This window comes from Xanthomonas sp. WHRI 7945, from assembly GCF_035026585.1.
In genome coordinates this window covers 20439-35534 of record NZ_JAYIQP010000003.1, presented here as the reverse complement: position 1 = coordinate 35534, position 15096 = coordinate 20439, and the positions used below count along the sequence as shown (strand labels likewise).

The 15096-nt window shown below is 66.3% G+C and carries 9 protein-coding genes; all 9 read right to left on the bottom strand.

Annotation, left to right across the window (positions count from 1 at the left end; genetic code table 11):
- Positions 1-35: 35 nt before the first annotated feature.
- The 9 genes from VDQ83_RS03310 to VDQ83_RS03270 all read right to left on the bottom strand — a co-directional run bounded on the left by VDQ83_RS03310 (position 36) and on the right by VDQ83_RS03270 (position 15080).
- The gene (locus tag VDQ83_RS03310) at positions 36-563 is read right to left on the bottom strand and encodes a hypothetical protein (protein WP_455433852.1); all 528 of its coding nucleotides are present in this window, start codon (positions 561-563) and stop codon (positions 36-38) included.
- 57 nt (positions 564-620) lie between these two features.
- On the bottom strand, positions 621-1136 hold the full coding sequence (locus VDQ83_RS03305) for a hypothetical protein (protein ID WP_455433851.1): 516 nt from the start codon (positions 1134-1136) through the stop codon (positions 621-623).
- A 132-nt stretch (positions 1137-1268) separates the two neighbouring features.
- Positions 1269-1961, bottom strand: coding sequence for a restriction endonuclease (locus tag VDQ83_RS03300; protein ID WP_455433850.1), 693 nt, complete (start codon positions 1959-1961; stop codon positions 1269-1271).
- A gap of 196 nt (positions 1962-2157) precedes the next feature.
- Positions 2158-3225 carry a hypothetical protein gene (locus VDQ83_RS03295; RefSeq protein ID WP_455433849.1) on the bottom strand — a complete coding sequence of 356 codons (1068 nt, stop codon included), beginning with the start codon at positions 3223-3225 and terminating at the stop codon, positions 2158-2160.
- Positions 3226-3549: 324 nt separating this feature from the next.
- Positions 3550-5397: a glycoside hydrolase family 35 protein gene (locus VDQ83_RS03290; protein WP_455433848.1), complete on the bottom strand. Its 1848-nt coding sequence runs from the start codon at positions 5395-5397 to the stop codon at positions 3550-3552.
- Between the two features lie 137 nt (positions 5398-5534).
- Positions 5535-7877 carry a GH92 family glycosyl hydrolase gene (locus tag VDQ83_RS03285; protein WP_455433847.1) on the bottom strand — a complete coding sequence of 781 codons (2343 nt, stop codon included), beginning with the start codon at positions 7875-7877 and terminating at the stop codon, positions 5535-5537.
- A 136-nt stretch (positions 7878-8013) separates the two neighbouring features.
- Complete coding sequence (locus VDQ83_RS03280; RefSeq protein WP_455433846.1) at positions 8014-9462, bottom strand: glycoside hydrolase family 125 protein; 1449 nt, start codon at positions 9460-9462, stop codon at positions 8014-8016.
- A 162-nt stretch (positions 9463-9624) separates the two neighbouring features.
- Positions 9625-12228: a glycoside hydrolase family 3 C-terminal domain-containing protein gene (locus VDQ83_RS03275; RefSeq protein WP_455433845.1), complete on the bottom strand. Its 2604-nt coding sequence runs from the start codon at positions 12226-12228 to the stop codon at positions 9625-9627.
- A gap of 146 nt (positions 12229-12374) precedes the next feature.
- Positions 12375-15080 (bottom strand): beta-mannosidase, encoded by a 2706-nt coding sequence (locus tag VDQ83_RS03270; RefSeq protein WP_455433844.1) that lies wholly within the window; start codon positions 15078-15080, stop codon positions 12375-12377.
- Positions 15081-15096: the final 16 nt, after the last annotated feature.

Below are 15096 nucleotides of genomic sequence, written 5' to 3'. Positions count from 1 at the left end.
ACCGAGCCGCGAAACGGCGTCGGCTTGATGAAATATTAGCTCCCATCTGTGCGGCGACGCATGATCTCGCCGAGCGTGGGGCCTTCCGCTGCCTTCGAGACATTACGTCCGACTCTTTCCCCCTTGCCGCCGACTTTTCGAAAGCAGGCGAAGCAGGCAAGTGCAAGAACCCAGCCGAACAGGCACCATATGCCGAAGATTAGGTACGGTCGTGCCATATAAGCCAGAATTGCTGGTGCGTCAGGATGGCGGGTGCCCTTCAGGTAGATAAGGATGAACGGCAGGCGGCTCAGACCGCCTGTTGCAAGCCACCCAGCAGAGGTCATGACGGCTTGGGCGGCGAAGAGCCATCTGCTCGCCGGCCGGCCCCGCCATAACAAGATGGCTCCTACGGCCAAGGCAAGATCAAATGCAAAGCTGTATAGAATGCTGGGCGATGCCAGATAATTCAGCGAGAAGCCGATCCCGTAAGGGCTGAGCGTGATGAGCTTCCAGAGGGCAATAGCCAGTGACAGAGCGGCCAATGCCTTGCTGAACCTAGGGAGCCGGAGAACTTCTTCCATGGGCGTTAACACCTGAATTAAGTCGCCCTGCGAAGTGAGGTCGGCTTGAATGAATTGTTAGGCATCGCTGCCATTGCCGACGAGCGCAAGAGGCTCTTTAACCCGATCCCACTCTCGTTTCAGAACTTGCCGAGAGAGAGAAACGATTTCGTCATGGGGATCTGGGAAGTCATTTGCAAACTTAGGATGCTGCTCTATGGAAGCGATCATGTTCCTGATTCGTTCTTCCAGATGCTGATGATCCTCTTCCTTTGGGTTGAGCATGAGCTTGACCTTGTGCTCAAGGAGAGTGACGCGTTGATACTCTTGGTCTGTGCGATCTTCGTACCCGGAAACGTAGTAGTGAAGCGTACTGCTCAACAACTCTGAAAGAAGATCCCTTAGATTGTTGATCCAAGCCTGGCGCATTGGAGCAATAATCTGCTTGTTTGAGGTGAGAAGCGCAGCGGAGGTCTGAGCTGTGGATAAGTTGCTGGCTGACCTGATCTGATGCTTAGCAACTTGCCAAGAGACTAGTGGCCCGAAAAAAACCGCGAGAGCCGCAACAACTAACGAAAGAATTGATATGTCCATGGGCTCTCGATGATGTGTCCTATGATGCCTAACAGCGAAGCTCAGCCGGGGCTAAGCCGTCGGCTGCAGCACCTCGTTAGGCGCAAGTGTCTTTTGGACAAAATACACGGCGCCATGCGTCTCTGCGAAGCATCACTCCCGCGCGTCATATGCTGCAAGCCTTCGCTCCAGTTCACTTACGCGGGTCTCCACCACCGCGACAAGCTCCTCGGGAGAGTGGAATTGTCGCTGGAGCTCGGAGTCTACTGCCGCAGCCATCTCATCGCTCGACACAGGATATAGGCCACGAAACGCTTTGGTCAGCAAATCCCGGCAGAGGTCAACTGCGCGAGCCCCAGAAAAATCCCAGCCTCCCATTTCCGGGCGGAGGCCATGTGCGATCCTCTCGTCTTTAGGTATGTCCCAGTATCGCTCGCTGCATTGCTCAACCCTGTCATAGAGCTCCCGTAGCCGCATGGCGTAAACGGTTTCCCTAGTGAATCCTGTAGCCTCGGCCAACGAGGTAACTTGGACGTTGGTGAGATTGGCTGCCTCGACAGCGCCACTTTGATAGCCAGATTCGGCGAGGAGAATCCCCCGGTCTGCACCGACATCAGCCACTATCTCTCTTAAAGCCAGAACATGGAGCTTAGAGACAGGAGACTTCCAGTGTTTGCACTCAACGAGCCAGGTAATCTCGAATCCAACATGATGCGACTTAACAAGAACGTCTACATCATGCTTGGTGCGGACACCTTGCACCGTAACATCAGTCTGCGCGTCTAAACCTAGAGCGCGGAAGAAAGCAGCCGCTTCCTCTTGGTAATCCTTCCATCCAGCGGTCATTCGATCTCCTGTACGAATGTGGACATGACATGCCAACAGACTAACGGGGTCAGGTTCACTTATCGGTTGAGTTGGATCCTTTGCGCGGGCGGCATGCGGGCCTATGTCTGCGAAGCACCGGGTCTTGGCTTGGACCGTGTAACGGGCAGTTTCACTGAGGAAGTCAACCTGACCCCGTTTCTGCTGCTTCGCGCCCTCAGCGGAGTTGAAGTCGCGGCTTTGTGGCGAGATAAAGCCACGAAGATGTGTGCTTGAGTAAGGCAGTTCTACGCGCGCCCCGCAAGTCCGTCGCGGACTTGAGCAAGGGAATGATCCCGATTAGGCCGATTTGTGTTGACAGGGCCGTTAGGCCCGCAACGGGAGAGACCAAAGAACCCGCCGCGATGAGCGTCGAGATCACCACTTCCTTGGAAAAGAGCGTCTTCAGGCTTGCAACACCCAGCTCGGATTTCAGGTCTGCAAGGTCATGTTTTAGATCGATTCGGAACTGGCGTTCCAGCTCTCGGAGATCAGTGACGCTCTTTGCTTCCTTCGTGACCCGCTTGATGTGGGCGTCTAGTGTGGCCAGATATCTTCTACGCATTGCGGCATAGTCCGTGCTGCTACTGCTGGCCTCTCGCTTACGGAAGTCAATAAGCTTCTTGAGTGGGACGTCACGCGCGTCCAGAACGTCAAGAGATATCGAAACCAGTCGATCATAGGCTGGAGCAACTTGGCTTACATCGAGACCAGTAATCGGCGACGTTCCAAGTGCGCTTGCATGTGCTTCTGCTAGCCAAGAGTAGGCATCGGTCCGGTCGGTGATCTTCTGAATTAGCGTCCCGGCACAACTGTCCGCGAGGAGCGACATCATCAGGAAGCCCAGAGCTGCCGGGACGTCATAGTCCATCGCACCGGCTTCAAATCGGGCCAATCCCTCTCGTTCCAACATGTTCCAAGTCATATGGAGGAACTTGTCTGGGTAGATCGGGTATCTGCCGCCCCGCCAATCGGACGGCGCCTTCGCCATGATTGCAGCGAGCTTGCCGGTGGTTAAAAGAGTTTCGAGGGTCTTGTGGGCCTCTTGCTGCTCCTTGTCGCTTGGGCGCCGCGGCCTGACAACCAAGCTTGCTGCTTCTCGTAGTTCTCTATTCTTCGGACCGTTTGGAGACGTTCGCGGCATGCGAGGAACGATGGTCTCAAGCGAATCCCACAGCAGAAGCGCATTCTTCAGGATCGTCGGATTACGAACCTCGGTGTGGGGGTAGTAGAGGGCCTTGAGCATGGCGGTCTCCCTGTGACGCCTAACTATTATTCGGCGACAAAATGATGTGTAAAACACGCATGTGTAGCGTGCCGATACAGCCGCTTTTCGTAGCAGCACGTGTTGCAGCTTCGATCTTTCGTGGTTCGAGCCGTCGCCCAATCCTTGCGCCTAAACCCACAGCCATTCCCCAGTGCATCCCCGCACACGGCCGACGCTATCACTTGTTGACGGCCGTCACAAGTTAAAGGCCGCTCGGCGGAACCGCCGGCGGCCTCAATTTGTAGACAAGTTGTTTGATGCCGCGCCGTCCAGATTTACCGGATGGCGCGTTCCGCGAATAACTCAGTTACCCGCCGTGCTCCAAACCTGCCCCTTAACCCCACGCACACTCGCATCCGCCGCACTATCCAGATCGAACACGATCACGCTGTTCTCGCCCTTCCGCTGCATCGGCGCCGGGAAATACAGCGCCCGCTGCGGCCCGATGTTCCAATGCCGGCCCAGGTTATGGCCGTTGGCCCAGGCGGCGCCTTTGCCGAAGGCCTGCATGTCCAGGAAGGTGTCGGTGGGCGTGCCGATCTTGACGGTGCCGCGGTGGAAGGCGGGGCCGTCGATCTTGGCGGTGGTCCAGCCGGTGAGCTTGCTCGGGTCGTCCATCGGCAGCGGGAAGGTCTGCCAGCCGGTCAGCGGCTTGCCGTCGAGCAGCACCGGGTCGATCAGCCCGGCGCGGCCGTCGGCCATGCGCGCGCCGTAGTTGATGCGGCCGCTGTTCTCCACCAGGACGTCCAGGGTGTGGGTGCCGACGGGGATGTCCACGTCCACCGCCACCTGCTGCAGGCGGCGCTCGGCGCTGCCGGCGAGGGTGCGGTCGATGTAGACGCGGGCGTAGTCGCGCACCTCGCCCAGGTACAGGCTGCCCTTGTGCGGGCCGGTGACGGTGGTGCGGTAGAGGATGTAGCCGTAGGCCTGGCCGAAGCGCTCCATCGGTTGCGGGCTGTCGGTGGTGGTGGCCGGCGCGGGCAGGTTGTCCCATAGCGAGGCCGATTCGCGCAGCGGGGTGGCCGGCAGCTCGGCGAAGCGGATCGGTGCGGGCAGGGCGGGCGGCTGTACGCCGGTGACGCGGGCGATGGCGTCGCGGAACAGGGCGAACTTGGGGGTGGGGCGGCCGGCTTCGTCCAGCACGGCGTCGTAGTCGTAGCTGGTGGTCTGCGGGGCGTAGTGGTCGCTGGCGTTCTTCTGGAAGTTGGCGCCGTTCATGAAGCCGAAGCTGGTGCCGCCGACGAACATGTAGAGGTTGGCGGAATGGCCCTGGCGCAGGATCCATTCGAATTCGCTGGCCTGCTTGGCGCCATCGGTGGCGGCGTGCTTGGCGCCCCATTGGTCGAACCAGCCGGCCCAGTATTCGCCCACCATCTGCGGTTGGCCGGGGCGGAACTTGGCCAGGGCGTCGAAGGCGCTCTTGGCTTCGCCCGGGGCGAAGTTCACCACTGCCAGGGTGTCGGGCAGGGTGCCGTTGGCCAGCACGTCGGCGCCGTCGGAGGTGAACAGCAGGGCCTGGTCGAAGCCGGCCTTGATGAACATGGCGCGGTTGGCCTGCATGTAGGCGTGGTCGTCGTTGTAGGAGCCGTATTCGTTCTCGACCTGCACGGCGATGATGGGGCCGCCGTTGCGGTTGAGCTTGGGCTTGACCTGCGCGGCGACGGCGTCGAGGTAGGCCTGGCTGGCGGCGAGGAAGCGCGGATCCTGGCTGCGCACGCGCATGCCCGGTTCGGCGAACAGCCAGGCGGGGTAGCCGCCGGCTTCCCATTCGGCGCAGACGTAGGGGCCGGGGCGCAGGATGACGTTGAGGCCTTGTGCGGCGGCTTCGTCGATGAAGGCGGCGACATCGTTGTTGCCGCTGAAGTCGAACTGGCCTTGGCGCGGTTCGACCAGGTTCCAGAACACGTAGGTCTCCACGGTGTTCAGGCCCATGGCGCGCGCTTTCTGCAGGCGGTCCTTCCAGTAGGCGCGGGGGATGCGCTGGAAGTGGATGGCGCCGGAAATGATCTGGTACGGCTTGCCGTCGCGGGTGAAGTGTTCGCCTTGGGTGGCGAAGGCGGGCCAGGGCGTGGCTGCGTGCGTCGGCTGTGCGGATGCCGGTAGGGAGAGCAGGAGCGACAGGGCAAGGGCGGACAGGGAGTGGCGCAGCATGTGGGGTCTCTGGCGGGGGCGTTGGGCTTTTGTAGGAGCGGCTCTGGGTGGCCTCGGGCCATTAGCCGCGACCGAGTGCTACCGGAGAGTCTCGGTCGCGGCTGAAGCCGCTCCTACAGGGGCGAGGAGGGTGCGTCTCAAACGAACGACGGCGGCAGGTCTTCCTTGGCGGCGCCGAAGGCGGGATTCGGCTTGGGGCCCATCTCCAGTTCCAGGGTGCCGCCGGCGGCGAGGTCGGCGTGGCGCAGCCAGCTGCGCGTATAGGGCTTGCCGTTCCAGCGGGCGCGCTGGATGTAGACGTTGGTGGCGCTGTTGCCGTGGGCGACGATGCTGAGGGTGCGGCCGTTGCCGACGTCGACGTCGGCACGCTTGAACAGCGGGCTGCCGAGCACGTAGGTGGCGCTGACCGGGTCCACGGCGTAGAAGCCCAGGGCGCTGAGCACCATCCAGGCGCTCATCTGCCCGCAGTCCTCGTTGCCGGACAGGCCGTTGCGCGCGTCGTGGTATTGCCCGCGCAGCAGCCGCCGCACCATCGCCTGGGTCTTGTACGGTTGCCCGGCGTAGGCGAACAGGTAGGCGACGTGGTGGCTGGGCTCGTTGCCGTGCGCGTACTGGCCGACCAGGCCGTCGATGTCCGGCGGTGCGTCGGCCGGCAGTTCGGAACTGGTGGAGAACAGTTCGTCGAGCTTGGCGGCGAAGCCGTCGCGGCCGCCGAACAGCTCCATGTAGCCGTACAGGTCGTGCTGGTTGAGGAAGGTGGCCTGCCAGGCGTTGGACTCGGTGAAGTCGCGCCATTTGGCGATGTGGCCCATCGCGCGCGGATCGAACGGGGCGGCCCAGTCGCCGTTGCTCAGCCGCGGCTGCACGAAGCCGCTTTTGCGGTTGAACACGTTGCGGTAGTTGCGCGAGCGTTCGCGCAAGGCGCTTGCGTCCTTGGCGGCGCCAGCGGCCTGCGCCAGGTGCGCCACCGCCCAGTCGTCGTAGGCGTATTCGAGGGTGCGGCTGACCGCTTCGTCGACGGTGTCGCTGGGGATGTAGCCGAGTTTGCGGTACTCGCCCAGGCCATGCGTGGTGTCGTCCATCGCGCGCTTGCGGTAGGCCGGCCAGGCGGCGGCGTAGTCTATGCCGGTGAAGCCCTTGGCGTGCGCTTCGGCCAGCACCACGGCGGAGTGGTAGCCGATCATGCAGCCGGTCTCTACGCCCTGCAGCGGCCAGATGCCGACGCCGTCCGGGCATTCGTTGGCGCCGCGCACCAGGCACTGCACCAGGTCGGGCACGCGCTCGGGTTGCACCAGGGTCAGCAAGGGGTGCAGTGCGCGGTAGGTGTCCCACAGCGAGTAGGTGCTGTAGTTGTGGTAGCCGGCGGGCGCCTGGTGCACCTGCAGGTCCATGCCGCGATAGCGGCCGTCGGTATCGCTGAACAGGGTCGGCGCGAGCAGGCTGTGGTACAGGCCGGTGTAGAAGATGCGGCGTTGCGTGTCGTCATCGGTGTCGATGCGCACCCGCGCCAGTTCCTTCTCCCACGCCGCCACCGCCGCGGCGTGCACGCGCGCGAAATCGAAGTCGGGCAGTTCGGCGTCGAGGTTGGCCAGGGCGTTCTCGGCGCTGACCGCGGAAATGCCGACCTTGACCAGCAGCGGTGCTTCGGCGGCATCGGGATAGTGCAGCGCCACCTTCAGGTGGGTGCCGTCGGCCTGGCGCGCGTCGGCGGCCAGCGGTTGGTCTTCCGAATACAGCTGTGCGTTTGCGAATGGCCGCGACAGGCGCATCGCGAAGTAAATGTAGCGGCCCTTCGCCCATTGGTACACGCGGCGCCCGCCGGTGAGCGTGCTGGCGTCGACGATGCGCAGTTGCGCGTCGCTGACCCGGGTGGCGATCTCAGGCTTGTCCTGCATGCCGTGGCACAGGTCCAGCAGCAGGTGCGCCGGCTTGCCCTTGGGGAAGTGGTAGCGGTGCAGGCCGGCGCGCGCGGTGGCGGTCAGCTCGGCGTGCACGCCGCTGTCCTTCAGGCGCACGCGGTAGTAGCCGGGCGAGGCGGCTTCGTCGGCATGGTCGTAGCGCGAGCGGTAGCCGGCGTCGGGATCTTCCAGCGTGCCTGGCACCAGCTTGACGTCGCCGGTGGCGGGCACCACCAGGAAATCGAGCATGTCGCCGATGCCGGTGCCGGACAGGTGGGTGTGCGAGAAGCCCATGATCGAGCCGTCGGACTCGTGGTAGCCGGAGCACGAATCCCATACCGCGTTGTAGGTGTCCGGGCTCAGCTGCACCATGCCGAACGGCAACGTGGCGCCCGGGAAGGTATGGCCGTGGCCGCCGGTGCCGATGAACACATCGACGTGGCGGGTGAGCGCGGCTTTGGCGCGCGCGTCGGCGGGCAGCGCGTAGCTGCCGGCGCGCGCCTGCGCCAGTCGGGCGATACCGCTGCTGCCGAACAGGGCCAGGGCGATGGCGCCCTGCAGGAAACCGCGTCGTGTGGCCATGGTGCTGTCCTCGGGGTGCTGCGGCGGAGAGGGATGCGGGTTATGTGTTTTCTGTAGGAGCGGCTTCAGCCGCGACCGGGTGTATCGGTAATGCCACGGTCGCGGCTGAAGCCGCTCCTACAGGGGGCGGTGGTGGTCAGGCTTTCAGCAGATGCGGCTTGCGCTGGTGCAGGTCGATGATCAGTTCGCCGAACAAGGTGTTGGCCCAGGCGAACCAGTCGCGGGTGAATTTGCTCGGGTTGTCCTTGTCGAAGGCTTCGTGCATGAAGCCGGTGCCGGCGTCGGTGTTCTTCAGCCATGCCAGGCACTGGCGGATCTGCGCGTCGTCGTCGCTGGCCAGCGCGTACTGCATGATCGCCATCGGCCAGATCGTGCCCATGCCGCTGTGCGGGCTGCCCACGCCGGTGGCGGCGCGGCCCTGGTAGAAATACGGGTTGCGCTCGCTCCACGCCAGCTGGCGGGTGCGCAGGAACAGCGGATCGCGGCGATCGCAGCAGCCCAGGTAGGCCAGGCTCAGCAGGCCCGGCGCGTTGGCGTCGTCGATGAACAGCTGGTTGCCGTAGCCGTCGACTTCGTAGGCCCAGAACGCCTGGCCGTCGGTATCGCGCATCTGCCCGAACTTGCGCGTGGCGGTCTCCACTTCGTCGGCCAGCGCGCGGCACTCGGCGGCGAAGGCGGTATCGCGGTGCAGCGTCTCGCTCATCGTCGCCAGCTGGCGCAGCGAGGCCACCGCGAACAGGTTGGCCGGCACGAACAGCGGATACACGCAGGCATCGTCGGACGGGCGGAACATCGAGTGGATCATGCCGTTGGGCCTGGTCGGCTGGCCGTAGCCTTCCAGCACCAGGGTCTCGGTGGCCAGCGGCGAGGGGCGCTGGAAGCTGTAGGGGCCGCGGTCGTGCAGGCGCTGCTGTTCGCGGAAGGTCCTGACCACCACGTGCATCGCCGCGCGCCAGTCGTCGTCGAACGGGGCGGTGTCGCCGCTGGCGCGCCAGTACTCGTGCGCGAGCCGGATCGGATAGCACAGCGAATCGATTTCCCACTTGCGCTCGCCGACGCCGGGCTTCATCTCGGTGATGTCGGCCACCGACCATTTCAGGCGCTGGCTGGTGCCGTCGGGCAGGAACGCATTGGCGTAGGGATCGAGCTGGATGCAGGCGGCCTGGCGCTGGATCAGGCCATGGAACATGCGCCGCAGCGCCGGGTCGCGCTTGGCGAGCGGGATGTACGGATGCACCTGCGCGGAGGAATCGCGCAGCCACAGCGCCTCGATGTCGCCGGTGATGACGAAGGTGTCCGGCTTGCCGTTGCGGGTGCCGGTGCGCACGGTGGTGTCGAGCGTGTTCGGGTAGCAGTTCTCGAACAGCCAGGCCAGGCGCGGGTCGCCGATGTCGGCCTTGATCGCGCGCAGGTGCTTTTCCACCGCGGCGCTGACGAAGTGGCGTTTCGCTGGTGGCGGGCGCTTGCTGGGCAGCGCGGTCGCCGAGGCGCTGGACGCGGCGGCGAAGCCGGGCACGGCGGTGGCGAGCAGGCCGGCGCCGGCGGTGGCGCCGAGCAACTGGAGGACATCGCGGCGGGAGGGCATGTGGAGCTCCTGTGTGTCGTTGTGCGTGGTTGCGCGGCGGCAGCTGTGCGTTGCGTTGCTTTCTGTAGGAGCGGCTTCAGCCGCGACCGGGTGTTACCGGCAAGGCCCGGTCGCGGCTGAAGCCGCTCCTACAGGGGAGCAGTCGCGGCGTGCATCCGCTGGTCAGCGCGGCAGTGGTGCGCTGCCCTGGATCGAGAACGCGGCCTCGCCACCGGGAGCGTCGGTGCCGGGCTGGCCGCCGCCGACGAACACGCGGTAGTCGCCCGGCTGCACCGTGCGCTGGCCGGCGCGGTCGACGTCGCTCAGCTGCCGCGGGTCGAGCGTGAACTGCACCTCGCGCGTTTCGCCCGGCTGCAGGTGCACGCGCTGGAAGCCGACCAGCGAACGCAGCGGCGACTGCGGGCGTTGCGGATACTGCAGATACACCTGCACGACTTCGTCGCCGGCACGGGTGCCGCTGTTGCGCACCTGCGTACTCACCTGCAGGTTGGCGCCGGCCTGCAACGTCGTGGTGGACAGTTGCGGCGCGGCGTAGGCGAAGCTGGTGTAGCTCAGCCCGCTGCCGAACGCGAACAGCGGTTCGCCCTTGAAGTAGCGGTAGGTGCGGCCCTTCATGTCGTAGCTGACGTACGCCGGCAGGTCCTTGGTGGAACGGTAGAAGGTTACTGGCAGGCGGCCGCCCGGGTTGACGTCGCCGGCCAGCACCTGCGCGATCGCGGTGCCGCCGGACTGCCCCGGATACCACGCCACAACGATCGCGTCGGCGTGCTGCTTGGCCCAGTTCAGCGCTACCGCGCTGCCGCTCATCAGCACCACCACGAGCGGCTTGCCGCTGGCCTTGGCGCGTTCCAGCAGCGCCTGCTGCGCCGCGGGCAGGGCGAGGTCGTTGCGGTCGCCGCCGTCGAAGCCGGGCACGTCGATGCGCAGTTCCTCGCCTTCCACGTCCGGCGACAGGCCGACGAAGGCGACCACCGCATCGGCCTGCGCCACCGCGCGTTCGGCCTCGGCCAGTTGCGGCGCGGCCGGCGCCAGCCATTCCAGGCGCAGGCCCTGGTCCTGGCCGCGGTGCTCCAGTTCCAGGCGGATGCGGCGCGGACGCGTGTCGTCGAAGTGCAGCACGGTCTCGACGTTGCGGCCGTCGGCGTTGTGCATGCCGGCCGGCAGGTGCTTGTCCTCGGCGTTGCCGGCGACGACCAGCTTGTCGTCGATGTACAGCCGTACCGGATCGTGGCCGGTGCAGTCGAAGCAGCGCGCCACGCGCACCGCCAGGGTGTAGTCGCCCGGCCCGGGCGGCAGCAGTTCGCCGCTCCAGCGCACCGAGTAGCGGTCCTTGTCCACGCCCTTGGCCGGCGCCACGTGATCCCAGTTGAAACTGACCACGCGGTCCTGGCGCTGCGTGCGCGGGGTGCCGGCCAGATCGACGTTGTCGAAATATTCGCCACGCAGGCCGGGCTTGCCGTCGCTGCGCAAGGCGGTCTCGGGGATCATGCCGGGCACGCCGGCGGCGAGCGGCGCGCCTTGCGCGTAGCTCACGTTCGCGGCGCCGAAGCGCTCGCGCAGGCCCAGCAGCGGCGTGACCGGCGCGGCCGAGGTGCCTTGGTAGTTGGCTTCCAGCGCGGCCAGCGCGTCGGCGTTGGGGCCGAGCACCGCCAGCCGCAGGCCCGGCTTCAGCGGCAGCGTGGCGTTGCGGTTCTGCAGCAGCACGATCGACTGCTGCGCGGCCTGCAGCGCCAGCGCGCGGTGCGCGGCGCTGTCCACGTCCTTGGCGCCGAGCCGCGCGTACGGGTCCTTGCGCTGCGGCTGCAGCTCGCCGAGCCGGTAGCGCGCGGCGAATAGCCGCACCAGCGACTGGTCGAGCAGGGCTTCGTCGGCGTCGCCGCGTTCGATCGCCGTGCCCAGTTCGCTGTAGGCGTGGCCGCAGTTGAGGTCGTGGCCGGCCTTGAGCGCGGCGGCGGACGAGCCGGCGTTGTCGGCGCGGAAATAATGGAACTGGGTCATGTCGTCGACCGCGTCGCAGTCGGAGACGACGAAGCCCTTGAAGCCCCAGTCGCCACGCAGGCGGCCGTTGAGCAGCCAGTCGGCGGCGCAGGCCGGGGTGCCGTGCAGCGAGTTGTAGGCGCACATCACCGAACCGGCGCGGCCTTCGACGATGGCGGCGCGGAAGGCGGGGGTGTAGGTCGCTTCCAGGTCGCGCGGCGATACGTCCACGTCGAAGCCGTGGCGGCCGGGTTCCGGGCCGCTGTGCACGGCCAGGTGCTTGGGCGTGGCGATGGTGCGCGGGTGGCTGAGGTCGTCGCCCTGCAGGCCGTGGATGAAGCCCACCGCCAGTTGCCCGGTGAGGTAGGGATCCTCGCCGTAGGTCTCCATGCCGCGGCCCCAGCGCGGGTCGCGGAAGATGTTGATGTTCGGCGACCAGATGGTCAGCCCGGCGTAACGCGGATGGTCCTTGCCGGGGCGGCCGGCGAGGTTGAACTTGGCGCGCGCCTCGGTCGAGGTGACGGTGCCGACCTGCTCGAGCAGGGCGGTGTTCCAGGTCGCGGCCAGGCCGATCGCTTGCGGGAACACGGTGGCGTAGCCGTTGCGGGCGATGCCGTGCAGGCCCTCGCTCCACCATTCGTAGGCCGGTATGCCCAGGCGCGGAATCGCCGGCGCATCGTTCATCGCCTGCGCCACTTTTTCCTCGCGGGTCATCTTCGCCACCAGCGCGGCGGCGCGGTCCTCGGCGTCGTCGGCATGGGCGAGCGGCGCAGCGGCCAACCCAAGCACGCACAACCCCTGCGAAATCCCCTGTAGGAGCGGCTTCAGCCGCGACCACCCACTATCCGCATCGCGCCGCACGCAACCGCTCGCATCTACCCGGAGTTCATTGCCCAGCGGCGCAGGCCGGTTGGTCTTCGTCTTTGCCACCCGCATCACTTCGCCTCCGCCGGCTCGGCCGGCGCGCCGGCCAGCGTGGCGGCCAGGTCGCGGACCTGCAGCGCCGCACGCAACTGCTCCAGCGATGCGCTGCTGCGCACGTGCACGGTCAACGGTTCGCCCGGCAGCAGGTCGAAGGCGTTGTCGGAGAACGTGGCATCCAGGTCGCCGAACGCCAGCCATACTTCGCGCGCCAGGGTGGCGCTGGTCAGTGTCAGCGCATAGCCGTCGCCGTCGCCGTCGGCGCGCAGCTCGCTGCGGATGTCGGGGCTGGGCAGCTGCAGGCGCTTGGCCGCGTCGAAGAACACCAGGTTGCGCGACAGCACGCGCGCACCGTCGAGCAGTTCGAACACCGCGAAGCTGCGCTTGGGATCGGCGCGGCGCAGCAGCTGCGCGTCGCTGAAGCTGCCCACGCGCACGCTGGACAGCGGCGCCAGGGTCACCGGCTTTTCGCTCTTGCTCAGCACCTTGCCGGACACGTCCATCACCCGCATGCGCCAGCGCGCGGCCAGCGGCACGGTGCGGTCGGACACCAGCGAGATCTCGGTCTGGCCCTTGTCGTTGCGCAGCGCGGCGATCAGTTCCGGCGCGTAGAAGCGCTTGGCGTGGTAGTGCAGCGCCTTCCAGCGGCCGAAGTAGTCCAGGCTCGACCACGAGGCGCCCGGCCATACGTCGTTGAGCTGCCAGTACAGCGAACCCATCGACTGCGGCCGCGACGCGCGCAGGTGCTCGGCGGCCAGGGCGATGCCCTCGGCCTGCATCAGCTGGCTCAGGTAGACGAAGCTCTCGAAATCCTTGGGTTCGCCGAACTCGCGGCGGATGTACAGCAGCAGGCGCTGGTTGCCATTGCCCTTGTCGAACTTCTGGTGAGCGCGCATCACCGGCGATTCCGGCTGCAGGTCGCCGGGTTCGGCGAAGGCGCGGATGGTGCGCATTTCCGGGAACGACTGCAGGCCGTATTCGGACATGAAGCGCGGGGTCACGTTGAGGTATTCGGTGACCGGCAGCGCCGGGCCGCCCCACACCCGCCAGTAGTGCATGTCGCCGTCGTCGGGCTGGTCGGCGGCGCCGTCGAAGTCGGTGCCGGGCGAGGTCGCCCAGTACGGGGTGTCGCTGTCGTACTTGCTCACCGCCTCGCGCAGCACGGTGCCGAACAGCGTGGTCATGCCGCGTTCGATGCGGCTGCGTTCTTCCGGATCGATCGACTGCTTGAACTTGACCCGGTCGCCCCAGTTTTCCCAGCCGGTCTGCACTTCGTTGTTGCCGCACCAGATCACGATGCTGGGGTGGTCGCCCAGACGCTTGACCTGCGCCTCGGCCTCGGCGCGGGTGTTCTCGCGGAACGCCACGTCGTAGGGCGGGATCGCGCCGCCGAACATGAAGTCCTGCCAGATCATGATGCCCAGGCGATCGGCGTCTTCGTAGAAGCTGTCCGGCTGGTAGTGGCCGCCGCCCCACATGCGCAGCATGTTCATGTTGGCGTCGCGGGTGGACTGCAGGATGCCGCGCATGCGCGCCGCATCGACGCGGCTGGGGAAGCTGTCGAACGGAATCAGGTTGGCGCCCTTGGCGAACACCGGGATGCCGTTGACCACGATCGCCAGGCCCTTGCCCCACTTGTCCTTCTCGCGGCGCAGCTCGACGCTGCGCAGGCCGGTGACGCGCTGGGCGGCGTAGCTGTCGCCGGCGGCGTCGCGGATGCGCGCCTTGAACGTGTACAGGTCCTGCTTGCCGTAGCCGGCGGGAAACCAGCGCTGCGGCTTGGCGATGCGCACCGGCACGGTGAGCGTATTGCTGCCGGGGTCGAGCACCGCTTTCTGGCTCAGCTGCGCCACGCGCTGGCCGTCGGGGCCGAGCACGTCCAGGTCCAGCTGCACTTCGCCGCTGCGGCCGGCCTGCACGTCGAGCTGCGCCAGCAGTTGCGCGGTGTCGGCATCGACGCGCTGCTGGGCGATGTGCAGGCCGTCCACGCGCAATGCGTCCCAGGCTTCCACGCGCACGTCCTGCCAGATGCCGGCGGTGACGATGCGCGGGCCCCAGTCCCAGCCGAAGGTGTACGGCGCCTTGCGCACGTAGGTGGAGCTGTGCCGCGCCAGCGGCTCGTCGCCGAACGCCGAGTCGTAGGCGCCGGGCAGCGCGTACGGCTGCTTGGTCAGCCACGGCTGGATCTTCTTGATCGGCGAGAACAGCCGCACCTCCAGCACGTTGTCGCCGCGCTTGAGCAGCGGCTTGGCGTCCACGCGCCACTGCCGGAACATGTTGTCGGCGACGAGCAGCTTCTTGCCGTTGAGGTAGACCTCGGCGTAGGTGTCCAGGCCATCGAACACCAGCTCCACGTGCTCGCGCGCGAGCAGCGCCGCATCGGCCTTGAAGCGGGTCTGGTACTGCCAGTCGCTCAGGCCCGCCCACTGGATCTTGGCCTCGTTGTCGCGATAGAACGGGTCGGGCACCACGCCGGCCGCGATCAGGTCGGTCTGCACCGTGCCGGGCACCTGCGCCGGCAGCCACTTCGCCGCCTTCGGGAATTCCTTGGCGCGCGCCTCGCCGGGCGCCAGCCGCACCTGCCAGCCCTGCTGCAAGGACAGCGAGGACGGGGGGGCGGCCTGGCCCAGCAGCGGCAGCCCCAGCGCCAGCAACAGCCCGAGCCGGGCGGGGAAGCGCGAGCGCGGCGCGGAACGGGGACGGCGGTGGGGCTGGGTCATGCGGAGGTCTCCAGGG